At 60.4% G+C, this 23,703-nt stretch carries 23 protein-coding genes and 1 pseudogene; 14 read left to right on the top strand and 10 right to left on the bottom strand.

What is annotated here, in order from left to right; translation table 11 throughout:
• Positions 1 to 28: 28 nt before the first annotated feature.
• Positions 29 to 868 carry a methylated-DNA--[protein]-cysteine S-methyltransferase gene (locus tag J4E08_RS05765; RefSeq protein WP_349537665.1) on the bottom strand — a complete coding sequence of 280 codons (840 nt, stop codon included), beginning with the start codon at positions 866 to 868 and terminating at the stop codon, positions 29 to 31.
• A 306-nt stretch (positions 869 to 1,174) separates the two neighbouring features.
• On the opposite strand from J4E08_RS05765, the gene nth reads away from it, so the two are divergent.
• The 3 genes from nth (at position 1,175) to J4E08_RS05750 (ending at position 4,149) form a co-directional block, all read left to right on the top strand.
• Positions 1,175 to 1,819, top strand: coding sequence for an endonuclease III (nth, locus tag J4E08_RS05760; RefSeq protein WP_183962594.1), 645 nt, complete (start codon positions 1,175 to 1,177; stop codon positions 1,817 to 1,819).
• Positions 1,816 to 2,805, top strand: coding sequence for an adenosine kinase (locus tag J4E08_RS05755; protein ID WP_349537664.1), 990 nt, complete (start codon positions 1,816 to 1,818; stop codon positions 2,803 to 2,805). The genes nth and J4E08_RS05755 overlap by 4 nt, the downstream gene beginning before the upstream one ends.
• Before the next feature lie 156 nt (positions 2,806 to 2,961).
• Positions 2,962 to 4,149, top strand: coding sequence for a S8 family serine peptidase (locus J4E08_RS05750; RefSeq protein WP_349537663.1), 1,188 nt, complete (start codon positions 2,962 to 2,964; stop codon positions 4,147 to 4,149).
• Here the strand turns inward: J4E08_RS05750 and J4E08_RS05745 are convergent.
• The 5 genes from J4E08_RS05745 to J4E08_RS05725 form a co-directional block, all read right to left on the bottom strand.
• Positions 4,146 to 4,739 carry a ferric reductase-like transmembrane domain-containing protein gene (locus tag J4E08_RS05745; protein ID WP_349537662.1) on the bottom strand — a complete coding sequence of 198 codons (594 nt, stop codon included), beginning with the start codon at positions 4,737 to 4,739 and terminating at the stop codon, positions 4,146 to 4,148. The genes J4E08_RS05750 and J4E08_RS05745 overlap by 4 nt on opposite strands.
• On the bottom strand, positions 4,740 to 5,228 hold the full coding sequence (locus J4E08_RS05740; protein WP_502949245.1) for a twin-arginine translocation pathway signal: 489 nt from the start codon (positions 5,226 to 5,228) through the stop codon (positions 4,740 to 4,742).
• 79 nt (positions 5,229 to 5,307) lie between these two features.
• Positions 5,308 to 8,103, bottom strand: a complete 2,796-nt coding sequence (gene polA / locus J4E08_RS05735; RefSeq protein ID WP_349537661.1) for a DNA polymerase I — start codon at positions 8,101 to 8,103, stop codon at positions 5,308 to 5,310.
• 545 nt (positions 8,104 to 8,648) lie between these two features.
• Positions 8,649 to 8,828, bottom strand: coding sequence for a zinc-finger domain-containing protein (locus tag J4E08_RS05730; protein ID WP_183962588.1), 180 nt, complete (start codon positions 8,826 to 8,828; stop codon positions 8,649 to 8,651).
• Positions 8,829 to 9,022: 194 nt separating this feature from the next.
• The gene (locus J4E08_RS05725; RefSeq protein ID WP_183962587.1) at positions 9,023 to 9,391 is read right to left on the bottom strand and encodes a histidine triad nucleotide-binding protein; all 369 of its coding nucleotides are present in this window, start codon (positions 9,389 to 9,391) and stop codon (positions 9,023 to 9,025) included.
• A 156-nt stretch (positions 9,392 to 9,547) separates the two neighbouring features.
• Between J4E08_RS05725 and J4E08_RS05720 the strand changes: the two genes are divergently transcribed.
• Positions 9,548 to 10,231, top strand: a complete 684-nt coding sequence (locus J4E08_RS05720; protein ID WP_349537660.1) for a phosphatidylserine decarboxylase — start codon at positions 9,548 to 9,550, stop codon at positions 10,229 to 10,231.
• Positions 10,232 to 10,234: 3 nt separating this feature from the next.
• Positions 10,235 to 10,999 carry a CDP-diacylglycerol--serine O-phosphatidyltransferase gene (pssA, locus tag J4E08_RS05715; protein ID WP_183962585.1) on the top strand — a complete coding sequence of 255 codons (765 nt, stop codon included), beginning with the start codon at positions 10,235 to 10,237 and terminating at the stop codon, positions 10,997 to 10,999.
• Between the two features lie 48 nt (positions 11,000 to 11,047).
• Here the strand turns inward: pssA and J4E08_RS05710 are convergent, their stop codons facing one another.
• On the bottom strand, positions 11,048 to 12,625 hold the full coding sequence (locus J4E08_RS05710) for a DUF5928 domain-containing protein (RefSeq protein ID WP_349537659.1): 1,578 nt from the start codon (positions 12,623 to 12,625) through the stop codon (positions 11,048 to 11,050).
• A 161-nt stretch (positions 12,626 to 12,786) separates the two neighbouring features.
• Between J4E08_RS05710 and J4E08_RS05705 the strand changes: the two genes are divergently transcribed.
• Positions 12,787 to 13,605, top strand: coding sequence for a sulfotransferase family protein (locus tag J4E08_RS05705; protein ID WP_349537658.1), 819 nt, complete (start codon positions 12,787 to 12,789; stop codon positions 13,603 to 13,605).
• Positions 13,606 to 13,706: 101 nt separating this feature from the next.
• Here J4E08_RS05705 and rpiB read toward each other — a convergent pair whose 3' ends face one another.
• The 3 genes from rpiB to J4E08_RS05690 all read right to left on the bottom strand — a co-directional run bounded on the left by rpiB (position 13,707) and on the right by J4E08_RS05690 (position 16,521).
• Positions 13,707 to 14,156, bottom strand: a complete 450-nt coding sequence (rpiB, locus tag J4E08_RS05700) for a ribose 5-phosphate isomerase B (RefSeq protein WP_349537657.1) — start codon at positions 14,154 to 14,156, stop codon at positions 13,707 to 13,709.
• 80 nt (positions 14,157 to 14,236) lie between these two features.
• Entirely contained in the window at positions 14,237 to 15,640 is a 1,404-nt protein-coding gene (locus J4E08_RS05695; protein ID WP_349537656.1) for an aspartate aminotransferase family protein, read from the bottom strand.
• A gap of 221 nt (positions 15,641 to 15,861) precedes the next feature.
• Positions 15,862 to 16,521, bottom strand: coding sequence for a GntR family transcriptional regulator (locus J4E08_RS05690; RefSeq protein WP_349537655.1), 660 nt, complete (start codon positions 16,519 to 16,521; stop codon positions 15,862 to 15,864).
• 122 nt (positions 16,522 to 16,643) lie between these two features.
• Between J4E08_RS05690 and J4E08_RS05685 the strand changes: the two genes are divergently transcribed.
• The 8 genes and pseudogenes from J4E08_RS05685 to J4E08_RS05655 all read left to right on the top strand — a co-directional run bounded on the left by J4E08_RS05685 (position 16,644) and on the right by J4E08_RS05655 (position 23,703).
• Entirely contained in the window at positions 16,644 to 17,729 is a 1,086-nt protein-coding gene (locus tag J4E08_RS05685) for a polyamine ABC transporter substrate-binding protein (protein ID WP_349537654.1), read from the top strand.
• A gap of 206 nt (positions 17,730 to 17,935) precedes the next feature.
• Positions 17,936 to 18,121 (top strand): hypothetical protein, encoded by a 186-nt coding sequence (locus J4E08_RS05680; RefSeq protein WP_349537653.1) that lies wholly within the window; start codon positions 17,936 to 17,938, stop codon positions 18,119 to 18,121.
• A gap of 83 nt (positions 18,122 to 18,204) precedes the next feature.
• On the top strand, positions 18,205 to 18,390 hold the full coding sequence (locus tag J4E08_RS05675; RefSeq protein WP_349537652.1) for a hypothetical protein: 186 nt from the start codon (positions 18,205 to 18,207) through the stop codon (positions 18,388 to 18,390).
• A gap of 613 nt (positions 18,391 to 19,003) precedes the next feature.
• Positions 19,004 to 19,780: pseudogene (locus tag J4E08_RS24485) on the top strand (ABC transporter ATP-binding protein); the annotation flags it as partial.
• Between the two features lie 138 nt (positions 19,781 to 19,918).
• A complete protein-coding gene (locus J4E08_RS24480) occupies positions 19,919 to 20,422 on the top strand; it encodes a TOBE domain-containing protein (RefSeq protein ID WP_502949252.1) in 504 nt (167 codons plus the stop codon).
• 191 nt (positions 20,423 to 20,613) lie between these two features.
• Positions 20,614 to 21,528 (top strand): ABC transporter permease subunit, encoded by a 915-nt coding sequence (locus J4E08_RS05665; protein ID WP_349537971.1) that lies wholly within the window; start codon positions 20,614 to 20,616, stop codon positions 21,526 to 21,528.
• A gap of 61 nt (positions 21,529 to 21,589) precedes the next feature.
• A complete protein-coding gene (locus J4E08_RS05660) occupies positions 21,590 to 22,408 on the top strand; it encodes an ABC transporter permease (RefSeq protein ID WP_349537650.1) in 819 nt (272 codons plus the stop codon).
• Entirely contained in the window at positions 22,405 to 23,703 is a 1,299-nt protein-coding gene (locus tag J4E08_RS05655) for an NAD(P)/FAD-dependent oxidoreductase (RefSeq protein ID WP_349537649.1), read from the top strand. Before J4E08_RS05660 ends, J4E08_RS05655 begins: the two co-directional genes overlap by 4 nt.

Here is a 23,703-nt window from a genome sequence, read left to right as displayed (position 1 = left end):
GGCCCTCAGGAGCTTTTGATTGCCAGGTTCACGCCTCGATCCGCGCGGATTCCCACGCCAGAAGCGCGCGTTTTACAGGCAGGCCCCAGTGATACCCGCCAAGCCCGCCGGATTTACGCAGGGCGCGATGGCAGGGGATGAGGTAGCTGATCGGGTTCCGGCCCACTGCGGTGCCCACAGCACGCACGGCCTTGGGCGCGCCGATGGCCTGTGCAATCTCAGAATAGGTGGTCACGTGGCCGGAGGGGATGCGCATCAGAGCCTCCCAAACCTTGATCTGGAACGGCGCGCCGATGAGATACAGCGGCACCTCGCCCTGCTGCCCGCCAAAGGCGCTGGCGACCCAAGGGCGCAGGGCCTCCGGGTCCTCGACATAGTGCGCGTCGGGCCATCGGCGGCTGAGATCGTGCATTGCTTCTGCCTCGGTACAATCGGCGGTGAAGCCTATGCCGCAGATGCCCTTGCCCGTGCCCATGACCAAGGCCGGGCCAAAGGGGCTGTCGAACCAGCCGTAGCGGATGGTCAGACCCGCGCCCGCGCGGGCGAAGTCGCCGGGGCTCATGGCCTCCCACCGCAAAAAGAGATCGTGCAGACGACTGGAGCCGGACAAACCAGACGCGTGCGCGGTGTCGAGCGTGGTGAAGCGCTCCGCCAGCAGCACCTTGGCATGGCCAAGCGTCAGATATTGCTGCAGCCGCTTGGGCGAGACACCGGCCCACTGGCTGAACATGCGCTGGAAATGTGCCGGCGACATGGACATCTCAGTTGCGAGTTGATCCAGCGTCGCCTTCGGGCCAAGCCGGTCCACCGCCTCGATCGCGCGGGCCATGACGTGATAGTGGTAGCGGTCGGGGGCATCGTTGGGCATGGCGCGTCTCCTTTGCCGGAAGAATACCCACACAGCGCTTCAAAGCGACCCGTTTCCTGCGCCTAAAGCGCCGCGCGCCCAGCCAAATCCGGGCGATCTTGCGCCCGGTCAACGCGTCAATGCCACCGACTCGCATGCCGTCTCTTTCCGACGCAGCAAGGTCGGACAGGCCAAACCATGGGCGCGCCCTCCGGTCAAAAAGTACTGAAACAATGAATGGAGCGTATCATATTCGCCGGATTTTTCAATTTCAGATTGGGTGCGCTTATCTTGTCAGACCTGTCAAAACCGGGCAGAACCCCGCGCATGGCCAAGCAAATGGATTATCACACGCTGCGCGAGGTGTTCACCCGCTTTCAAGCGTCAGAACCCGAACCGCAGGGAGAGCTTAACCACGTCAACGCTTACACGCTGGTGGTGGCTGTGGCGCTTTCGGCGCAAGCCACAGATGCGGGTGTGAACAAGGCGACGGACAAGCTGTTCCAGATTGCGGACACGCCGGAAAAGATGCTCGCGCTGGGCGAAGAGGGTGTGATCGAACACATCAAGTCGATTGGCCTGTATCGCAACAAGGCCAAGAACGTCATCAAACTGTCGAAGATTTTGGTGGAGCAATACAACTCCGAGGTGCCCTGTTCGCGAGCCGCCTTGGAAAGCCTGCCGGGCGTGGGGCGCAAGACGGCAAACGTCGTGCTGAACATGTGGTGGAATTACCCGGCGCAGGCGGTGGATACGCATATCTTTCGCGTCGGCAACCGGGCGGGCATCTGTCCGGGCAAGGATGTGGTGGCTGTCGAACGCGCCATCGAAGATCATATCCCCGTCGATTTTCAACAACACGCACACCACTGGCTGATCTTGCACGGTCGCTACATTTGCGTGGCACGCAAACCGAAATGCGGGGCCTGTATCATCAAGGACCTGTGCCAATTCGAGGACAAGACCGAATGAAGAAATACCAGCTCGCCGGGATCGGCAACGCCGTGGTAGACGTGATTTCGCGCTCCGATGACAGCTTTCTTGACCATATGGGGATCGAGAAAGGCATCATGCAACTGATCGAACGGGAACGCGGCGAGACGCTGTATGCGGCCATGGGAAACCGGGTGCAGACGCCGGGCGGATCGCTGGCGAACACCGTGGCGGGCGCAGGCGCGCTGGGTCTGAAAACCGCGTTTATCGGCCGGGTGAAGAATGACACACTGGGCAAATTCTACGCCGATGCCATGACCAACGAGGGCATCGCCTTTGTGAACACGCCGGTGGACGGCGGGGAGCTGCCGACCTCGCGCTGCATGATCTTTGTGACGCCGGATGGCGAGAGGTCGATGAACACCTACCTCGGCATTTCCTCGGAGCTGGGTCCGGACGATGTGGACGAGGACGTCTGCGCCGAGGCGGAAGTGATTTTCCTCGAAGGCTATCTGTTCGACAAGGACAAGGGCAAGCAGGCGTTTATGAAAGCCGCACGCGCCTGCAAGGCAGCCGGTGGCATAGCCGGCATCGCCATTTCCGACCCGTTCTGCGTGGAACGGCACCGCGCAGATTTCCTGAAGCTGATCGAAGAAGAGATGGATTTCGTCATCGGCAACGAGGCGGAGATCTGTTCGCTCTATCAAAACGGGGATCTGGAGGCGGATCTGGCTGCTGTGGGCGCGATCTGTCCGCTGGTGGTCTGCACGCGCTCCGGCGATGGCGTGACCATCCTGCGCGATGGAGTGCGCACCGATGTGTCCGTGAAAAAGGTGGTTCCGGTGGACGCCACTGGCGCGGGCGATCAGTTCGCTGCCGGGTTCCTTTACGCCTTGGTCAAAGGCCACGACATGGAAACCTGCGGCAAGATGGGCACCATTGCGGCGAGCGAGGTCATCAGCCACATGGGTCCACGTCCGGAGGCCGACGTAAAAACGCTGTTCGAGGCCGCCGGCCTCTCCTGAAACAATGGCCCCCGATGCGGAGAAGATGCCCGACGGGGGCTCCCTGTCGCAAACACATCAGAGCCGGACGATTTCACGCGAATTTCACGCGGTCCAGCTTTGCCTCATGTCGGGCCACGGTTAGCTTTGGATTAGGTATTTTGGTCCGGAGCATTGATGACCCGCTTTATTGTTCTGCGTGACAGGACCGACAATTGGCGTCGGACTGCTGTGCCGCTGGCCTCCAGCGTGTCGCCTGTGACACCGGACGCGCCCGCAGATCCCGTCATCGACGTGCTGGATCTGTCCCCTGAGGCTTTGCGCGATATAGTGCGTGACCGGTCTTGTCTGACCATTGCGCCCGCCATGCCAACCCGCATCGTGAATCCCGAACCGCTGGATGATCTGCGCAGCGATGATGTGGAGCCGGGGTGGGGCCTGCGTGCGGTGGGGGCGGACCGTACAGACCGGTCGGGCAAAGGGGTAACGCTTGCACTGCTGGACACAGGCATCGACCAGACCCACCCGGCGTTCAACGGTGTAACGCTGGAAACCTGCGATTTTGTCGGCACCGGTGTCAGTGACGCCAACGGGCACGGTACCCATATGGCTGCGACCATGATCGGGCGCGATCTCGACGGCACGCGGATCGGCGTGGCGCGCGGGGTGAAAAAGCTGTTGGTGGGCAAGGCGATTTCGGACAAGGGACTGGGAAGCACAGGCGGGTTTTTCCAAGCCGTGTTGTGGGCAATGGCGCAAAGGGCCGACATCATTGCCTTTGCCGTGAGCTTTGACATCGCCGCGCAGGTGGAGGCGCTGACAGCGGCAGGCTACCCGCTGGTGCAGGCCAATACGGCGGCAGTGAACGCCTATCGCGGCAACCTGCGGATCTTTGAGCTGATGATGGAGATGTCCTGCGCGCAAGCAGGGCCTCTGTTGATCGGTGCGATCGGCAATGACAGCCTGCGCGTGATCTCGCCAGAGTTTGAAACCGGCCCCTCTGCCCCGGCGGCAGCACGGCATGTGCTGGCTATCGGGGCTTGCGGGACGGAAGGGGATTGGCTGGAACCGGCCGTATTTTCCAATATTGGCCCAGCGGTGATTGCGCCGGGGGTCGGGATCGTCTCTGCCGGTGTAGGTGGCGGGCTGCGGACGCTGAACGGCACCTCCATGGCGGCAGCGCATGTGGCAGGGGTGGCTGCGCTATGGGCGGAGCACATGCGCGAGGAGGGTGAGGATGCGAACTCTGCGACGCTGGCCGCGCGGCTCGTCAGCACCGCAACACGGATGAATATTCATGAGGGGCAGACAGTGTTGGATGTCGGCCACGGGCTGGTGCAGGCCCCAAAGGGGCAACAGGGCTAGCGCCGCTTGAGCATCCGCCATGGTTTGCGTTTGACCAGCGCGCTTGCGGTGGCGCAAAGCACCAGCGCGCAGAGCATCCACTTGGAGGCTGTGCCCATGGTGCCGTCGACCCGCACCGCATGCAGGATGCTGGTGATGACCACCAGGACGACCGCCACGCTGTGGGCGGGGCGAAACACACGAGGGCCCAACCTGTCGCGCCAGAGGGTCAACAGCGCCGCCGCCAGCAGCGCCCACATGGCCGCCACTCCCCATGCCGAGAAGGGCGTCGCAGACCTATAGAGCAGCGCGTCTACCACATCCGGAGGGCTGGTGATCCACAGGCCGACAACATGAAGAACGACGCAAGCAATCAGCCCCCAGCCGATCCAGCGGTGCACCTGTCTGGCGCGGGACGGGACTACACCGGGCAGCGCGCCTGTCAGCAACATAGGCTGCATCAGTAACGCGCCCAGTGCCAGGACACCTGCCAAACCTGCGACGATGTAGATCGGCTGGCGCCACTCCAATAGCGGGCTGGTGGCCGCCACCACCAAAGGCCCGCCAATGGCCGTGATCAAGGCCAGCCAGATCAGAAACCGCTGCTGCATTCAGGCCGGTTGCAGAACGAAGTCGGCACGCAAGGTCGTGTCTTTGGGATTACGCATTACAGGACGCAGAAATACAGTTTCGAAGTCAGCGCTGTCGTAGGCGAGGTGCCCATGCGCCTGACCAAAGGCCGGCACGATCTGCGGCATCTCCAGTCGAAACTCTCCATTGGCGTCGGTCAGCGTTGCGCCGTGGCTGTGTGGGTCGCGTTCGTGCCCTTCCGTGGTGTGCGCCCAGATCTGAATGCGTTGGCCCGGCAAAGGGGCACCGTCACCCGCGCGTCGCACAGTGCCCGTCATCCAAAAGCCACCATTGCCAATGCGGTCAACGAGGGGCGCGCCGGGACGGTAGTTGTTCGCACCACCGCGCATGGTCGGGGTTGGCGCCACGCCAGCGGCGCGGGCGGGCGCCATCAGCCCGGAGGCTCCGGTGAGAAAGGCGGTCCCAAGGGCGACAAGGCCAGTGGTCACGAAGGTGCGGCGCGTTTGCATGGCTGATCTCCTGCGGTTCAGATCAGAGGATAGCCGGAGAACCATGCGATGCGAAGATGCCGCACGGCATCGTGAGGCCTCAGTGCGCCTCTGCCCAGTTGGCGCCCTGCCCCGCATCCACCACCAGCGGCACATCCAGTTTGACCACCGGATCGCAGGCATTTTCCATTACGCCCTTGGCCACGCCAATCAGGTCATCCACTGCACCGTTTTCGACCTCGAAGATCAGTTCGTCATGCACCTGCAACAGCATCCGCACCGGCAGCTTGGCAATTGCATCGGGCATGCGGATCATGGCGCGGCGAATGATATCTGCCGCCGTGCCCTGGATCGGGGCGTTGATCGCGGCGCGTTGGGCAAAGCCGGCACGCGGACCCTTGGCGGCAATCTCCGGCGTATGGATCTGGCGCCCAAACAGAGTTTCGACACGCTTGTGTTCCTTGGCAAAGGCCTTGGTGTCATCCATGTACTTACGGATGCCGGGGAAGCGTTCGAAGTAGCGGTCGATAAAGCCCTGCGCCTCGGCGCGCGGAATGCGCAGGTTGCGCGCAAGGCCAAAGCCCGAGATGCCGTAGATCACGCCAAAGTTGATCGCCTTGGCCTGACGGCGGATATCAGGGGTCATATCCTCCATTGAGACATTGAACATTTCCGACGCGGTCATGGCGTGGATGTCCTGACCGTCGCGAAAGGCCTGCTTCAGCGCGTCGATGTCGGCCATATGGGCGAGGATACGCAGCTCGATCTGAGAATAGTCGAGGGAAACCAGCGTCTTGCCCTCCGGCGCGACGAATGCTTCGCGGATGCGGCGGCCTTCCTCAGAGCGGACGGGGATGTTTTGCAGGTTCGGGTCGTTCGACGCCAGACGGCCGGTGTTGGCGCCCGCGATGGAATAAGACGTATGCACCCGCCCCGTGTCCGGGTTGATGTGTTCCTGCAGGGCGTCGGTATAGGTGGATTTGAGTTTCGACAGCTGCCGCCAGTCCAGAACGCGCCCAGGCAGATCGTGTTCGGTGGCGAGGTCTTCGAGCACATCGGCGGGGGTCGAATACTTGCCCGTCTTGCCTTTTTTGCCGCCGGGCAGGCTCATCTTTTCGAACAGGATCTCCCCCAGCTGCGCGGGGGAGCCCACGTTGAACTTTTCGCCTGCGAGGTCGTGAATCTCCTCCTCCAGCATGGCCATTTTCTGACTGAAGGCGTTGGACATGCGCGACAGAACGTCCCGGTCCACGGCAATGCCGGTCATTTCCATCTGCTTGAGCACAGGCACCAGTGGGCGTTCCATTGTCTCGTAGACCCGCGTCACGCCCGCCCGATGCAGCTGCGGCTTGAAGGTCAGCGCAAGGCGCAGCGTCACGTCCGCATCCTCGGCGGCATAGCCGGTGGCCTTGTCGATGGGCACGCGGTCAAACGTGATCATGCTCTTGCCGGAGCCGAGCAAGTCCTTGATCGGAATACAGGTGTGGGCAAGATAGCGTTCCGCCAGCGTGTCCATGCCATGCCCGTGTTCGCCTGCGTGCATGGCGTAGGACATCAGCATGGTGTCGTCGATGGGCGCGATTTCGATGCCATAGCGGCTCAGCACCTTAGCGTCGTATTTCATGTTCTGGCCGATCTTCATGACCGACGGATCTTGTAGCAGCGGCTTTAGCGCGTCGAGCGCCGCCTGCATGCGGATCTGCCCATCGGCCAAATCGTCGGCGCCGAACAGGTCGTCCCCGCCCTCGGCCCGGTGGGCGAGCGGGATGTAGCAGGCCTCGCCCGGTGCGACCGCCAACGAAACACCGACCAGTTCACAGCGCATGTCGTTCAGGCCGGTGGTTTCCGTGTCCACGGCGACAGTGCCGACCTGCTGCGCGCGGTCGATCCATGCGTGCAGCGTTTCGAGGTCGCGCACGCAGGTGTAGGTCGCGACGTCGATGGCGGGCCAGTCCGGCGCGGCCTCCTCTGTCACGGCGGCGGTGGCTTCCGGGATGACAGGCGCCTCTGCGCCCAAACGGTCGGCCACACGTTTGGTCAGGGTGCGGAATTCCATATCGGTGAGAAACCCGAGCAGAATTTCGGGATCAGGATCACGCACCTCTAGGTCGTCCAGCGAGAAGGGCAGGTCCATGCCTTCGTCCAGCTGCACCAGCTTCTTGGACAGCTCAATCTGCGCGCGGTTGTCGATCAGGGTCTGGCGCCGTTTGGGTTGCTTGATCTCTTCGGCACGGTCGAGCAGCTCCTCCAACGAGCCGAACTCGTTGATCAACAGCGCGGCTGTCTTGATGCCGATGCCGGGGGCGCCCGGCACGTTGTCGACGGAATCCCCTGCCAGCGCCTGAACGTCCACCACACGTTCTGGCCCAACGCCGAATTTTTCCTCGACGCCCTCGCGGTCGATGCGCTTGTTCTTCATCGGGTCAAGCATTTCGACGCCGTCACCCACAAGCTGCATCAGGTCTTTGTCGGACGACAGAATCGTGACACGCCCCCCCGCGCGACGTGCCTGACAGGCCAGTGTCGCCATTATGTCGTCGGCCTCGAAACCTTCGATTTCCTTACAGGCGATGTTGAACGCTTCGGTCGCGGTGCGGGTCAGCGGGATCTGCGGGCGCAGATCCTCTGGCATGGCCTCTCGGTTGGCCTTGTACTGGTCGTACATGTCGTTGCGGAAGGTGTGCGAGCCCTTGTCAAAGATCACCGCCACATGGGTCGGCGCATCGGGGCCGGCGTTTTCCTCTACGTAGCGCTGCAACATGTTGCAAAACCCGCTGACCGCCCCGATGGGCAGCCCGTCGGATTTGCGCGTCAGCGGCGGCAGCGCGTGAAACGCACGAAAGATATAAGCCGATCCGTCGATCAGATGCAGGTGACAACCCTTGCCGAAAGCCATGGCGCGCGCTCCTCTAAGTCCAGTTCATGATGTGCCATGCAACGCGCTGCGCTGCCAGAGCGGAATGGCCGGTCAGGGACTTTCCGCCAAGCACCTTGGCGCGATGTTCTGAATCGGCAGCTTGGTTTTCAGCCCGAAGATCACCGCACGTTCTGCCAGTTGCGTCGCTCGCCTCACGCTCCGCCTGCCCAACGGCTCCTGATGCCCGCCGTCGCAATAACCATGCGGTGCGCAGCGCATCACCCCGTTGCAGAACCTCCCGGCAGAGCGGGAAATCGAGGGTGCCTGAAAGGAAGCTTACGACCTGAAAAAGTGACATCCATGATCCGGACGTGCCCTGGAAGCGGCCCCCTTGGCATGCCATCAAAAGCTGTGGGTCTGCGCTTAGCCCGCGCCATTGGCACGGTACATCTCGTTTGGCAGCGCAGCACTTTCGCAGTCCTCAAGGCTGACCGGCACACCCGTGGCGGGTCCGAAAGACGGCACCTCCACGTTCAACATCGCAAAGGCCGTCCATGACAACCGACAAGCCTTGCGCGCCAGTCTCAGACCTTGCCTTCGAAATCCTTGTGGACGAGCTTTGCGTCACAGTAGGGGCATTCGACAAACCCCTTATCTTCGGGGATCTGCAACCAGACGCGGGGGTGGCCCAGTGCCACGCCGCCACCGTCGCAAGGAATGCGATAGGCCTGAACGATCCGGGTTTCGGGGGCCTCGATGGTCATGAATGTCCCTTTCGCAATGCTCTGACGCCTATATGCGCCAAGCCCGCAACCGAGGCAAGCCCACAGAACCGCACGGAACCTTCAGGTTTCCTTGCTTTGAAAGTACCCGCCGCGCGTAGCGTTTTGAAAGGCGCCGGCACCAGCCAGCGACAAGAGGCGAAGCACGCGCACAGCGCGCTCCGCTGAATGTTCCGTCAGGCGGGTTGCAGCATTCTGCCCAGACGGCGGCCCGCCAGAACATGCACGTGTAAATGGGGTACCTCCTGCACGCCATGCGCCCCGGCGTTGGAAATCAGGCGCCAACCATCTTCTTCCAGCCCTTCCATCCGGCAAACCTCGCCCACGGCTCGGACGTAGTCGACGATCTCCGCATCCGACGCCTCCTGCGCGAAGTGATCAAAGCAAACGTAAGGGCCTTTCGGGATAACCAGCACATGCAGGGGGGCCTGTGGCTGGATGTCGCGAAACGCCAGCGTGTGTTCTGTTTCCAGCACGGTATCGTTGGGAATGTCGCCGCGCAGGATCTTGGCAAAGATATTCTGGTCGTCGTAGCTATGCGCCATGGGGGTCTCCCTCTTGGATTTGCGCGCATGAAGGCGCAAATTCACCCCCAGTGCAAGCACGCGACGGCATCTGAACCTTTCCGCTGCTCAAAGGTTTGCTTTGCATCCGGCGCGTCAGCCTCTAGGTACAACCCCAACCAATGCAAAGGCCTGCCCATGTCCGTTTCCATGATGTCCACCTTCGTCAAGCCGATGCACCCTGAGGGGCGCAAGTTCGTGGCCATTGCCGCCGCGATCACACTGGTTCTGTTTTTGATCTGGGAGCCGCTGGGCTGGATCGGGGTCGGCCTGACGGTCTGGGTCTACTACTTCTTCCGCGACCCGGAGCGCGCGACACCCATGCGTGATGATGTTATGGTCTCCCCGGCCGACGGCCATGTGTCTTTGCTGGAACCTGCGGTGCCACCTGCGGAACTGGGTCTGGGCGATCAGCCTCTGACACGCATCTCCGTGTTCATGTCGGTTTTCAACTGCCACGTGAACCGCATGCCCACAGCTGGTACCGTGGAAACCATCGCCTACCGCAAAGGCAAGTTTCTGAATGCTTCGCTCGACAAGGCGTCCGCTGATAACGAGCGCAACGGCCTGACCGTCGCCCTGCCCGATGGTCGCCGTTATGGCGTTGTGCAAATCGCGGGCCTTGTGGCGCGTCGTATCATGTGTTGGACCAAAGAGGGCGACGTGTTGACCCGCGGCGAACGCTTTGGCCTGATCCGCTTCGGCTCCCGTCTTGATGTTTACCTGCCCGCAGGCGTCACGCCCACGGTGCGCATCGGTCAGACCATGGTCGCTGGCGAAACCGTCATCGCCGACCTCACTGGCACCCAGTCCGAAGGATAACCCATGATCGACCCGACAGAGCCAGAGCAGGACACATCCGGCGGACGTGATGTCAGCCTGATCCTGTTGATCCCCAACATGGTTACCCTGATGGGGTTGTCCTTTGGCCTGACAGGCATCCGCTTTGCCATGGAGGGCTATTTCACATGGGCCGTAATCCTGATCATGCTCTCGGCCCTGGCAGATCTGTTTGACGGGCTGTTGGCCCGCCGTCTGGGCGCACAGTCCGAAATGGGCGCACAGCTTGACAGTTTGTCGGATTTCCTGTGCTTCGGCGTCGCGCCCGCGATCCTGGTTTACGAAGTGCATCTGGGCGATTTTGGCGGGCTTGGATGGATCTTTGCCCTGATCTTTGCAGTTTCCGCCTGCCTGCGTCTGGCGCGGTTCAACGTGATGTCGGGCCAAGCCGAACCCGGTGAAGCGCCCAAGCGTTATTTTGTTGGCGTTCCGGCGCCGGCTGGTGCGTTTCTCGGCCTTTTCCCGGTCTTTCTGTCAAACCTTGGCCTGATTGATCCGGGCAGTGCGCCGCTTTTGGTTTGCGTCTGGCTGGCTGTTGTCGGGGCGTTGATGATTTCCAACCTCAAGACACCGTCGCCGAAAGGTGTCAAAGTCCCCCGTCGGATGGTCGCCGTTCTGTTCTTTGCGACGGTGATTGCCATGGGCCTGATCTTTACCCGGCCATGGCTGCTGCTGGTGATTATGGACGCGGCCTATCTGGCGGTGATTATGGTGGCCTTGGTGCGTGCAAAAGGTCGGTTGTTCGGCTGATACCTGACAACAGCGCCCCGCGACTGTAGCGGGGCGCTTTGCAGTCAGTCAGTCTGCGAACAACTGGTCCACGTTCAGGATGGCTTCTGCCGTGGCGCTTGGCACAGTGAGGAAATCGGCGACCGCGCGAGCACCGACTTCACTCGGGTCTATTTCGCGCAGATGGTGATGGTTCTCGAACTCCGCATCGCGCATCTGATCGCTTTCATGGATCATGTCGTTGCGCACTGTGGGCAACAGGCGCTCGACCTTCTCGCGCGGGGTACACGCCCCTGCCAACCCGGCGCGCACGATATGATCGATCAGATACTCGTCGGAGAACTGACACTCGATTTCAAGCAATCTTGTGGTTGAGCGGTCGCGTGCGAAATCCTCCAGCAGGTCCAGATTGGCCGGATCCATGCAAACGACCAGTCGGTCGGTTTTGTAATAATCGAACAGCATCCGCATAAGCGCACGTCGGTGGCGATGCCGCTTGCCCATGGTTGATTGAATCCCACCAAGGTCCGGCAGGTGGCAGGCTTCGTCGTTGAACAGGTATTCGACACAGGGGATGTTCGTCATCTGGCGGATACGTTCGACCATGCGCTTAGCGACATGCCACTTCTTGCATACAATGATCAGCAACTCGCGCTCCCGGCCAAGGGAGCTTTCTTTTTCCCAAAAGCGCGGCGCGAATCTGCGCCCGATCCGGCCCTTGTTGGACAGGAAATTGAACAGAGTGCGCCCTTCGTTGGAGATCTGGAACGTTACCCCTTCTGTCGAAAACAGCACGCCAAGGCGGCGTTTCAATTCCAACGCCTCCGGGCTGATCTTACGCGCAAAGAGAAAGTCCTGAGACAGCAAAAGATCGTAGTGGTCGTTGTAGAAAACCACGGGCATCCCGTATTCGGTGAACATCAGAAAGGTCAGTGTGCGACTCTCGATCTCTTGTTCGGGAACGAGATGGCGCACGAGCGTCTGAAAAAACGTCTCGTCGGGAATCCATGTGGTGGCAAAGAAGCGCATCACATCGCGGCGCTTCTTGGAAAAGTCGATGATCTCCTCAATGGTCTGCCTGCGCAAACACCACCATTGCGAGCCGATCATGACATCAATGTCATGCGGAATTTCTCGCGTCAGCCCCAACCGCTTTTGCAGTTCGAACATAGCGTAAAAGCGCTTCTTTTGAGTGCGTTCATTAAACCAGTGACGGTAGATCAACCGCTCTTCTTTCCACCCGGTCTTGATCCAGTCAGAATTGAGGTAATCGTAGCTTTCGATAAAGTCGCGGTCATGGCGGTTAAGGTAATCGTGCGCGTATTCGGCCGATTTAATTGCCATGCAATCGCCTGACAGCATGTAGAAATGCGTGGCGCGCGGGAAAGCATCAATGGCCGCTTCGACCGCATTTAGCGTGGCGGCGACAAGGGACCATTCCCCCCAGCCGCATTTGATGCGCTTCTTGGCAAAGGTGACGTTTGGGTTGTCCCGCAATGCCTCGCGGATCCGGTCGTAATGTTCAGACTTGGCCGAGGCGTCGAAGTGGATGGACATGCAATCGCCCGCCGCGGTCAAGCTTTGCGCCTGGCGGATGATGGCTTCTGGGTCTTTATGACACAGCAGGATGAAGGCAATTTTCGCCATTCAGGAAACGGTTCGCCCCATTTTCGCCCTATTGTTTACGGTATTAGAGGTGAACGGGCGTTGAATAAACCACAATTCTTTGGTTTTTTGACCCGGTTGCGTTGTTGCGCTTAACAGACAGGCGCAGCCATCACGAGGCCAGCAGCCAGAGGCAGAATTTCATGGGGTTTCCCGGAACTTGGATGACCGAAAGCGAGAGCGTGGTATATCGGGTTGTCCCGAAATGCGCTTGCTCGACCATCGGGCAAATCATGTACTATTCCGATCACGGCAAATTTTTCGACGGCGACATCCACGACGCCACCAGCGGTCTGCACAAATGGGGCATCGAGGAAAGCCAGCCGAAGATCAAGGCAAACGTCAAGACACGGACCTCCTACACGTTTACCTGCGTGCGCAATCCGTACACACGAATCCTGTCCTCATTCTTTGACAAGATCTGTGGAATTCAGCGGAATGGGCGTCGTTATCGAGGCAATCTGGTGCCGCTCCTGACGCAGAAATACGGCATCGAGGTGGGCGGCGATGACGGTAAAGACCAGTTCGACCAGATTCGCAGCTTTCGCCGGTTTTTGCTGTTCACGCGCGACACGATCCGCTGGCGGCGACCGATGGACCCGGATATCCACTGGTCGGCCATGTCGGGCCATGTGAGCACGTTCATCGTTAACGGCGGGCGCTACAACAAGATTTTCTGGACCGAACAGTTCAACGACGGGATGCAGCAAGTGCTGAACGCCATCGACACGCCGTACGCCGTTGATCTAGGCACGATCCCTCGGTTCAATGAAAGCGAGGGGCATGGACCCAAGCGCGCGCACCCTGTGGAAGATTACTTTGACGATATGTCGATGCATTTGATGTACGAGATCTACAAACGCGACTTCGACCTGTTCAAATACGATTTCGAGAACCCAGCCAACAAGATGCCAATCGCCGAAATCGATCTGGACGAAGTGCACGCCAAGCTGGGCGATTGAGGCGTACGAGGGGCTGGCCCCTCGCGCTCCCCGGAGACTTTGGAAAGCAAAGAAGCAAGCGCGCAGCCTGCTTCACTTGTTGGCCTCTCAGACTGGAAATCTCAGTCTTCCAGCGCCTTGATCATATCGACCCGAGTGCCGTGACGCCCACCTTCAAATTCCGTGTCCAAGAAAGCGTCCACAATGGCAAGTGCGAGGCCCGGACCCACAACACGTTCGCCGATGGACAGGATCTGGGCGTCATTGTGCGCGCGGATCATACGCGCAGAAAACTCGTCAGCACAGACACCGCAGCGAATGCCTTTTACCTTGTTGGCCGCCATCATGATGCCCTGTCCCGTGCCGCACAGGATGATGCCGAAGCGGCAGTCGCCCGAGGCGACCTGACGCGCAGCGGCTTCGCCGTGTTCGGGGTAATGCGTGCTTTCAGGGGTGATGGGGCCGATGTCGACCGCTTCCCAGCCCTTCGTTTCGATATGCTTGGCGATCTGCTGGCGCAGCTCGATCGCTGCATGGTCGCTGGACAGGACGATTCGCTTGTTGTCAGACATGGGCGGTCTCCGCAAAAAAAGGGGCGTCGCGGTGCCTGTACCACGACGCCCCTGCGATTTCCTAGTGCCGGATTTCGCGCTTAAACTGTGGGGATAGCCACCATCAGGCCCTGCTCCTGGAGTTGCGCATGGGCCTCATCGAGGCTGCGCCGCGCCCGCTCGATCAGCGTGTCGATTTCCTCCTTGGAGATCACCAGAGGCGGCGAGATGATCATACGGTCCCCGACGTGGCGCATGATCAAGTTGTTGGCAAAGCAGCGTTCGCGGGTGATGAAACCAGCGGTTCCCGCCTCTCCGGCGAAGCGTGCGCGCGAGGCTTTGTCCGGGGTCAGCGCGATGGAGCCCATGTGGCCGACGATCTTTGCTTCACCCACCAACGGATGGTCCGCAAGCGTTTCGAACTGCGCCTTGAGGTAGGGTCCCGTCTCATCCCGTGCACGTGTGACGATGCCTTCCTCATCCAGAAGACGCAGGTTTTCAAGCGCGACCGCGCAGGCGACCGGGTGACCCGAATAGGTGTACCCATGATTGAACTCGACGCCATCGATGACTTTTGCCACGCCATCAGACACGATTGAGGCCCCGATGGGCTGGTAGCCGGAGGACAGTCCCTTTGCCACGGTCATGATATCGGGCCGGATGTTCATGGTCTGCGAACCGAACCATTCGCCGGTGCGCCCGAAGCCGCAAATCACCTCATCGGCGATCAGGAGAATGCCGTATTTGTCCACGATGCGCTGGATTTCGGGCCAATAGGTTGCCGGCGGGACGATCACGCCGCCCGCCCCCTGGATTGGTTCGGCTATGAAGGCGGCCACGTTGTCGGCACCCAGTTCGAGGATCTTCTCCTCCAGCAGTTGCGCGCGCGCGAGGCCGAAGTCGTCCTCGCTCATATTGCCACCTTCGAGATACCAATAGGGCTGATCAATATGGTGAATGCCTGGGATCGGCATGCCGCCCTGCGCGTGCATCCCCTTCATCCCGCCCAGAGAGCCGGAGCCGACGCTGGATCCGTGATAGCCATTCCAGCGGGAGATGACGTGCTGGCGCTGCGGCTGCCCCTTCTCCTGCCAGTAAGTGCGCACCATCCGCAGATTGGTGTCATTCGCTTCTGAACCGGAGTTGGCAAAAAAGACGTGGTTCAGATCGCCCGGCGCCAGCTCTGCCAGCCGCGCGGCGAGATTGATCGCAGGCACATGGGAGGTCTGGAAGAACGTGTTGTAAAAGGGCAGTTCGCGCATCTGGCGGGCGGCGGCCTCGGCCAGCTCTTCGCGACCGTAGCCGATGTTCACGCACCACAGTCCCGCCATAGCATCAAGGATGCGATTGCCGTCACTGTCATTGAGCCAGCAGCCTTCGGCACGGGTGATGATCCGCGCGCCCTTCTCGCCAAGGCCCGCGCCGTGGGTAAAGGGATGCATGTGGTGCGCGGCGTCCAGCGCCTGCAGTTCAGCAGTGGGGGAATTCGGGGTCAGGATAGTCATAAAAGGCGCCTCCGTCAGGTTGGCGCCAGAATATGATCAAATTATGCGAAGTCAATCAGACCGTCTTACAACTCCTTCTTTGGGCGGCAAACATGCAGGAAAGCGCGAGATGCTGTGCTGCTCTCAGGGTTTTGGCAAATAGGGTCGAGGGGCCCTTGACGGGATCGCATCGGGCGGGCGGGGCGCTTTTGCCTCTGGCAAACAGCTCCGCGCCGCCCGTGTCAGACCGCCGCTGCAATCATTTCCATGCCCTGGCGGACGTCACCGGAAATGGCTGAGGACGCAGCCTCGGCATCGCCATCGTGCAACGCCTCCAACAGCTCCTTGTGCAAATCGCGTAGCGCCCGCGTGCCTTCCTGCCCGCAGACCACACGCAACGACGGCCCGAATCGCAACCAGAGACTCTCGGTCAAAGACGTCAGGATAGGCGCTGCCGCCCAGCTATTCAGCGCAGCGTGAAAGGCATGGTTCTCTCGCAAATAGGTCTCCACGTCGCCCCGCGCAATGCCGCGGTCGAGCCGGGCATCGATCTTACGCAGGTCGGCAACGGCTTGCGCCGTCACCCGTTCCGCTGCGCGCGCTGCAAGACGTGGTTCAATCGCCAGACGCGCCTCAGTCAGGTCCTCTACCGCCGGCGCATCCAGCACAGGCACCACGATGCGCCGATTTCCCAACGATTCCAACGCCCCTTCTGCAGTCAAGCGGCGCAGCGCCTCGCGTACCGGGGTCATGCCCGCGCCAAGCCTGTCCACCACACCCTGTATTGTCACCGGTTCGCCCGGCGCCAGCACGCCAAACAACACCAGTTCACGCAGATCACGGTAGACCTGCTCGTGTACCGGCACCCCGGCCCCCACGGTCACTGCCTCGGTTTTCACCATCTGACTTTCACTTTCGCCCCCAAGCCCTGAAGAAATCATCGCCGAAGTTGCCTCCGCTTGCAACTTATGATCAAAATTCTGACACTGGGCCGACAGAGCCCCGCGACCAACGGGAGACCCCAATGACCAAGACACTGATGACACTGACCGCCTCGATGGCGCTGATGGCCGGCATGGCCACCGCCGAAGAGGTGCGAGTCTACAACTGGTCCGATTACATCGACGAATCCTTGCTGGAGAAGTTCGAGAATGAGACCGGGATCGACCTGATCTATGACGTCTTTGATTCCAACGAGTTGCTGGAGACAAAGATGCTCGCTGGCGGATCTGGATATGATGTGGTTGTGCCCACCGGCACATTCCTGCAACGCCAGATTTCGGCCGGCGCGTTCCAGCCGCTGGACAAATCCGAGCTGCCGAACATCGACAACATGTGGGATGTGATTTCCGACCGTACCGCGAAATATGACCCCGATAATGCCCATGCCATCAACTATATGTGGGGCACCACGGGCATTGGTGTGAACCTTCCGAAGGTGAAGGAACTGCTGGGCGAGGACGCGCCGCTCAACAGCTGGGATCTGGTTTTTGATCCCGCCAACATGGAAAAACTGGCTGAATGTGGCGTGCAATTCCTTGATGCGCCGGCTGAAATGTTGCCCGCCGCGCTCAACTACATCGGCGAAGATCCCGACAGCCACGATCCCGACGTGATCGCAAAGGCCGAAGCCGTCTACATGCCGATCCGCCCCTACATCCAGAAATTCCACAGCTCGGAATACATTAACGCACTGGCCAACGGTGATATCTGCGTGGCAGTCGGCTGGTCCGGCGACATTCTTCAGGCCCGCGACCGTGCGGCCGAGGCAGACAACGGCGTCGAGGTGGCGTATATCATCCCCAGTGAGGGGGCGCAGATGTGGTTCGACCAGATGGCGATTCCGGTCGATGCCCCGAACCCTGAAGGAGCGCACAAGTTTCTCAACTTCATCATGAACGCCGAGAACATGGCTGCCGCGTCGAACTATGTCTATTACGCCAACGGCAACAAAGCCTCGCAGGAATACCTCAACGAGGATGTGATCGGCGATCCTGCGGTCTATCCGGATGATGAAACCATGAACAACACCTACACGACCACGCCCTACCCGCCGAAGGTGCAGCGTGTGGTGACCCGCCTGTGGACCAAGATCAAGTCTGGCACCTGAATTTTAAGGCGCCTCAACAGAACACCAGGGGCGCGCCATTTTGGCGTGCCCTTTCAATTTCGGCATCACCTTTTGGCGGGCATCATCTAGCGGCAACTTTCTGCCAGCACACAGATTATTGTGCCGTTGTCGCCGTGAGCGTTAAATCAAACTTAACCCATATGATTCAAAACCATCTTATAAAATTAACAAAAGATGAGGCGGAGATGACTGAACAGTTGAGAGACATGGACCTGGCGCAACGCGCGTCTGAGGCCGCCATGGAATGCGAGACATTGGGGTTCAGCGCCACGGCACGGGCGCTGCGGCTTTTGGCGGACCAATATCGAATGTCTTCGTCCCGGCATGGCTTTCCAACGGAACAACACTCGTATTTCTGCGCGACAGGCTGACCGATACGACAGGTGTGTTCACGACCTGTTAACCAAATTTAGGCTTACTCCCGTGAAATCGAAGCTGCCTTGGGAGACTCGCCGTGAACACCACCTACGACAAAGTCATGTGCCTGCTGACAGATATGGCCAGCCACGCCCAATCAACTTCGGGCACGGGTCCGACACGAAAGCAGATCGCTGCCGCCAGATCACTGGCGGACCAAGAGCTTGGCTCTGTGAATGGTTCAATGCACAAATCCCGTTACGCGGGTGCTGAGCACACCTGAACCGCAGCGTCGCACCTGTCCGACCGCTGCCACGGCGCGATAGATGTGGCGCTATCAAATGGACCCAAAAGGCCCCGCCAATCGGCGGGGCCTTTTCGTTGGTCATATAACAGAATCAAAGCTTGTGGCGTTCCGACCGGCGCGCCTAGCAGGGCTTTCAGTCCTCCGCCGAGCAGCAGCCCGATGCAAACAAGCCCCTCGAATGGGCACCAGAAAACTCGCTGCACCCCAGACGCGTCGAGCTCACCGTGGTTGTGGTTATCATGTGCCGAAGGTTGTCTTGCTCGACCTAATGTTCAGTGTCAAAGTCCATCAGCCTTAATTCGGCCTCTTGACCCTCGTTGCCTTCGATGGATGAGATGGTCGTCTGTGTTCCTTGGGTCTTCTGACTTCTCTAACACCGCAGAATGCGACGCAAAATTCATTTACAGGAAAACACATACCCCTCCACGTTTCTTTGCTTGCCGGCAGTCAACGACTTCCTTTCAAAGATCACCAAGCTGTCCAAAGAGCGCCCAGAGATCACGCACCGCCAGTCGCATCCGCGAAAAAACCCAACGCGCTCATCAATCGACATATTGCCTTTTTTTAACCCCGTGTTGAGGATGGCGCTATGAGCCAGAATGTATTCGCCCCGTGGGCCGACCCGACCGAAAAGCCCCTGATCCAGTTCAAGGGCGTGACCAAACGCTTTGGCGACTTCACCGCCATCGACGACCTGACACAGGACATTTACGCCAAGGAGTTTTTCGCGCTGCTTGGCCCGTCCGGCTGTGGCAAGACAACTTTGATGCGGATGCTGGCCGGGTTCGAAAAACCCACCGAGGGGCAGATCCTGCTCGGCGGGCAGGACCTGTCGCAAATCCCGGCGAACCAGCGCAGCGTGAACATGATGTTCCAAAGCTACGCGCTGTTCCCGCACCTGACGGTCTGGGACAACATCGCCTTTGGCCTGAAACGCGCCAAGCAGCCCAAGGATAAGATAGAGGCCCGCGTGCAGGAAATGCTGCGCCTCACCCGGCTGGAACAATTCGCCAAACGCAAGCCGCACCAGATTTCAGGCGGTCAGCGGCAGCGTGTGGCTTTGGCGCGGTCTCTTGCCCGTGCCCCGAAGTTGCTTTTGCTCGACGAACCGCTCGGCGCCCTGGACAAGAAGCTGCGCGAAGAAACCCAGTTCGAGCTGATGGACATCCAGGAGAAGACCGGGACCACATTCATCATCGTGACCCACGACCAGGAGGAAGCGATGACAGTCGCGTCCCGTGTGGCGGTCATGAATCACGGCCAGATCGTACAGGTCGATACGCCGGACCGCATCTACGAGGCGCCCAATTCGGTCTACGTGGCCGGTTTCATCGGCGATGTGAACCTGTTCCGTGGCACGGCGCAAGCCCGTGACACCACGCCTCCGCCTGCCATCGACCCGGTGGCTCAACCTCTCCCGGAACCCACCTCCCCCGAGGCCGAAAAAGCGTTGAACGACCAAGCCACCAGGGACGCGCGCACACCTCAGCCCAATGCGTTGGGGATGAAACTGCATGACAAGCTCTTTGCCCCGGTATTCGGCAAATGGATCGATGAACCAAAAGCGCTGCCCATGCCCGATCCGATCGAAAAGGCGAAGGCCGAAGCGGCCCGTGCCCCCGCGCCGACCCCGCCCGCCTCCAAGGTTCCGCAGGGCGGGCTGGACATCACTTGGGCCGAGGGGCTGCCGCCTTTGATCGCTGCAAATGGGCCGGAAACGCTGTCCGGGCAAAAGGTCGTGCTCTCGCTGCGCCCAGAGAAGGTCTCTATCTGGAAGGAACGGCCCACCAACCAGCCCAATGCAGCCAACATTCTGCAAGGTGAGGTGATCGACATCGCCTATCTTGGCAACATGTCCACCTATCATGTGAAACTCGCCGACGGCACGATGGTCAAGGCGCAGGCATCCAACACCCGCCGGATCGCAAATCGGGGCATCACATGGGAGGATAAGGTCTGGCTGTCCTTTACCGCCACCGCAGGCGTGGTGCTGGAGGACGAGGCGTGAGCGACACCCCCTCCCTTCGTGCCATGAACTTTGCGCTGGGTTTCATGTTGCTGGCGCTGGCGGCCTTTGCCGCGCGGCTGGCAGTATTGTTCGCCTCTGATGGCTGGGACGCGACCTCTGCGACCGGGTTTCCCCTGACGCTGGCCATCTTCATCGCGCTGGCGGCTGGCACTCTGTCAGCCATGAGCAAGATGGATCAGGACCGGCGCACCGGGTTTCTCGGCGCGACGGTGATCGGCCTGCCCTACGTCTGGCTGCTGGCGCTGTTCCTTGTGCCCTTTCTTATCGTGTTGAAGATTTCGCTATCGGATGTGGCGTTGGCCCGCCCGCCCTACATGCCGCAACTCGACCTGTCCGAGGGCTGGAGCAATCTGACCACGTTCCTGTCGGATCTGGATTTCGAGAATTACACCTTTCTCACCTCCGATGACCTGTATTGGAAAGCCTACCTCAGCTCGTTGCAAATCGCGTTTGTGGCAACGGTCTGCACGCTGCTGATGGCCTATCCGGTGGCCTATGGCATGGCGCGCGCACCGCAGGAATGGCACGCCACGCTGCTGATGCTGGTGATCTTGCCCTTCTGGACCTCCTTTCTGATCCGCGTTTATTCGTTGATGGGGATCTTGAGCAACGACGGTGTTCTGAACCAATTTTTGCTGTGGACCGGGCTGATCGGTGAACCGCTTCAGATCCTGAACACCAAGCTCGCCGTCTATATTGGCATCGTCTATACCTACCTGCCTTTCATGATCCTGCCGATCTACGCGTCTTTGGAGAAGCTTGACGAAAGCCTCTTGGAAGCCGCCGAAGACCTCGGCTGTTCCCGCTTTCAAGCCTTTTGGCTGGTGACGTTCCCCTTGTCCAAAGGCGGCATCATCGCGGGCTGTTTCCTTGTCTTCATCCCTACGATTGGCGAATTCGTCATTCCCTCGCTACTCGGCGGCTCTGGCACGCTGATGATTGGCAAGGTGCTTTGGGAAGAGTTCTTCAACAATCGCGACTGGCCCGTGGCCTCTGCAGTGGCGGTGATCCTACTGCTGATCCTCATCATTCCCATCGTGCTGTTCCAGCGGTCCGAGGAAAAATCCCGCGAGGCTGGCCAATGATCCGCGTCAAGATTGCCCCGACCCCGATGTGCCACGCGTCCACACTCAAGGGAGGCCGCGCATGAAACGTCTGTCATGGTTCAACGTCACGGCGCTGACACTCGGGTTTGCGTTCCTTTACCTGCCGATGGTCATTCTGATCGTCTACTCCTTCAACGAAAGCCGTTTGGTGACCGTCTGGGCGGGGTTCTCGACCAAATGGTATGGCGAGCTATTGCAGGACCAGGAATTCCTGGATGCCGCTTGGGTGACTGTGCAGGTGGCGTTCCTGTCCTCGACCATCGCGACGGTACTGGGCACAATGGCGGCGCATGTGATCATCAACGCCGGACGGTTTCCGGGCCGCACGCTGTTTTCCGGAATGATTTACGCGCCGCTCGTAATGCCAGAGGTCATCACCGGCCTGTCGCTCCTTTTGCTGTTCATCGGCCTGAACATCGACCGGGGCATCATGACGGTGGTGCTGGCGCATACGACGTTCGCGATGTGCTATGTCTCTGTCGTGGTGTCGTCGCGGCTGGCCACCTTCGACACCGCACTGGAGGAAGCGGCCCGGGATCTGGGGGCCACACCCTTTCAGGCGTTCCGTTTGGTGACCCTGCCGATCATCCTGCCGGCGGTGATTTCTGGCTGGCTGCTGGCCTTCACCCTGTCGCTGGACGATCTTGTGATAGCATCCTTCACCACGGGTCCGGGGGCGACAACCTTGCCGATCAAGATCTTCTCGGCGGTGCGCCTGGGCGTCAGCCCGCAAATCAACGCGCTATCGACGCTTATGATCGTCGTGGTGACAATCGGGGTGATCACCGCCTCCCTGGTGACCAAACGCAATGCCGTGCGCCGCGCCGAGGAAGAACGTGCCGGAGCTGCCAGCGCGTGAAACGACTGTACGAGGCGCAGGCCTACGCGGCGGATGCCGGGGCATTCTGGAAAGACACCACTCCACCGCTGGAGTGGCCGGTGGCTGAGGACGCCAACTGCGATGTGGCGATCATCGGCGCAGGCTTCACCGGGCTGAACGCGGCGATCACGCTTGCGCGCGCGGGACGGGACGTGCGCGTGCTGGATGCGGAGCACCCCGGCTGGGGGGCATCTGGCCGCAACGGAGGCTTCTGCTGCATCGGAGGCGCGCTGGTTGGCGACTCAACCCTCGCCCGCCGCCATGGCGCAGCACAAGCCGCGTCCTGGCAGGCGACACAACAGGCGGCCATCGACCACGTAGATGCCTTCCTGTCGCACACCGAGGCCAAGGTCGATCGGCATTCCCACGGAGAGACCGTGCTGGCCCATACCCCCCGCGCCTTCAAATCGCTGAGGGCCGAAGCCGAGGACCATATCGGTGCGCGTCTGCTGTCGCCCGAGGACCTGCGGACCGAAGGTCTGGGCACAACGTGGCATGGTGGGCTGCACATTCCGACAGGCTTTGCCCTGAACCCGCGCAAATATCATAGCGCGCTGGCACAAGCGGCCCTCGACGCGGGCGCGATCCTCCACGCGTACAGCCCGGTCACCAAACTTTACCGAGACGGACTTTGGCATTTGCAGACGCCCAAGGGCACCATCCGCGCCCGACAGGTCATCCTCGCCACCAATGGCTATTCGTCCGAGGACCTGCCCGCGTGGCTGCGCGCGCGCACCCTGCCAGTGCAAAGCTCGGTCATCGTCACGCGCCCTCTGACTGACGCGGAATTGGCGGAGGCCAACTGGACCTCCGATCAGATGGCCTATGACACACGCCAATTGCTGCACTACTTTCGCAAATTTCCCGACAATCGGTTCCTGTTCGGAATGCGTGGTGGCCTGACCGCAAGACCGGCGGAACAGATGCGCATTTCGCAGCACATACGGCGAGATTTCAACGCGGCCTTTCCAGCTTGGCGCGATGTTGAAATCACCCATGAATGGTCAGGCCTTGTGTGCCTGATGGCGTCCGGTCACCCCTTTTGCGGGGCTGTGCCACAACACGAAGGGCTGTTTGCGTCGCTCGGCTATCACGGCAATGGCGTCGCAATGGGCAGTTACCTTGGGCATGGACTGGCTCAGCAGATGATCGGCGACGCAGACCCGGCTTTGCCCGCCTTCCTGTCCAAGCCACCCAAACGCTTTCCGTTCGGGGCATACCGCCGCCAATTGCTGCGGCCAGCTTATATGTTTGCGGAAACCTTCGATCTGTAG

It is taken from the genome of Sagittula sp. NFXS13 (assembly GCF_040148795.1).
GTDB lineage: Bacteria > Pseudomonadota > Alphaproteobacteria > Rhodobacterales > Rhodobacteraceae > Sagittula > Sagittula marina.
Note: the sequence above shows the minus strand (reverse complement) of the source record. Positions and strands in the feature narration are given on the sequence as shown.

Coding starts and splice junctions, on each gene's coding strand:
- J4E08_RS05765 (WP_349537665.1), bottom strand. CDS start 868: ATGCCCAACGATGCCCCCGACCGCTACCACTATCACGTCATGGCCCGC.
- nth (WP_183962594.1), top strand. CDS start 1,175: ATGGCCAAGCAAATGGATTATCACACGCTGCGCGAGGTGTTCACCCGC.
- J4E08_RS05755 (WP_349537664.1), top strand. CDS start 1,816: ATGAAGAAATACCAGCTCGCCGGGATCGGCAACGCCGTGGTAGACGTG.
- J4E08_RS05750 (WP_349537663.1), top strand. CDS start 2,962: ATGACCCGCTTTATTGTTCTGCGTGACAGGACCGACAATTGGCGTCGG.
- J4E08_RS05745 (WP_349537662.1), bottom strand. CDS start 4,739: ATGCAGCAGCGGTTTCTGATCTGGCTGGCCTTGATCACGGCCATTGGC.
- J4E08_RS05740 (WP_502949245.1), bottom strand. CDS start 5,228: ATGCAAACGCGCCGCACCTTCGTGACCACTGGCCTTGTCGCCCTTGGG.
- polA (WP_349537661.1), bottom strand. CDS start 8,103: ATGGCTTTCGGCAAGGGTTGTCACCTGCATCTGATCGACGGATCGGCT.
- J4E08_RS05730 (WP_183962588.1), bottom strand. CDS start 8,828: ATGACCATCGAGGCCCCCGAAACCCGGATCGTTCAGGCCTATCGCATT.
- J4E08_RS05725 (WP_183962587.1), bottom strand. CDS start 9,391: ATGGCGCATAGCTACGACGACCAGAATATCTTTGCCAAGATCCTGCGC.
- J4E08_RS05720 (WP_349537660.1), top strand. CDS start 9,548: ATGTCCGTTTCCATGATGTCCACCTTCGTCAAGCCGATGCACCCTGAG.
- pssA (WP_183962585.1), top strand. CDS start 10,235: ATGATCGACCCGACAGAGCCAGAGCAGGACACATCCGGCGGACGTGAT.
- J4E08_RS05710 (WP_349537659.1), bottom strand. CDS start 12,625: ATGGCGAAAATTGCCTTCATCCTGCTGTGTCATAAAGACCCAGAAGCC.
- J4E08_RS05705 (WP_349537658.1), top strand. CDS start 12,787: ATGGGGTTTCCCGGAACTTGGATGACCGAAAGCGAGAGCGTGGTATAT.
- rpiB (WP_349537657.1), bottom strand. CDS start 14,156: ATGTCTGACAACAAGCGAATCGTCCTGTCCAGCGACCATGCAGCGATC.
- J4E08_RS05695 (WP_349537656.1), bottom strand. CDS start 15,640: ATGACTATCCTGACCCCGAATTCCCCCACTGCTGAACTGCAGGCGCTG.
- J4E08_RS05690 (WP_349537655.1), bottom strand. CDS start 16,521: ATGGTGAAAACCGAGGCAGTGACCGTGGGGGCCGGGGTGCCGGTACAC.
- J4E08_RS05685 (WP_349537654.1), top strand. CDS start 16,644: ATGACCAAGACACTGATGACACTGACCGCCTCGATGGCGCTGATGGCC.
- J4E08_RS05680 (WP_349537653.1), top strand. CDS start 17,936: ATGACTGAACAGTTGAGAGACATGGACCTGGCGCAACGCGCGTCTGAG.
- J4E08_RS24480 (WP_502949252.1), top strand. CDS start 19,919: ATGAAACTGCATGACAAGCTCTTTGCCCCGGTATTCGGCAAATGGATC.
- J4E08_RS05665 (WP_349537971.1), top strand. CDS start 20,614: ATGGATCAGGACCGGCGCACCGGGTTTCTCGGCGCGACGGTGATCGGC.
- J4E08_RS05660 (WP_349537650.1), top strand. CDS start 21,590: ATGAAACGTCTGTCATGGTTCAACGTCACGGCGCTGACACTCGGGTTT.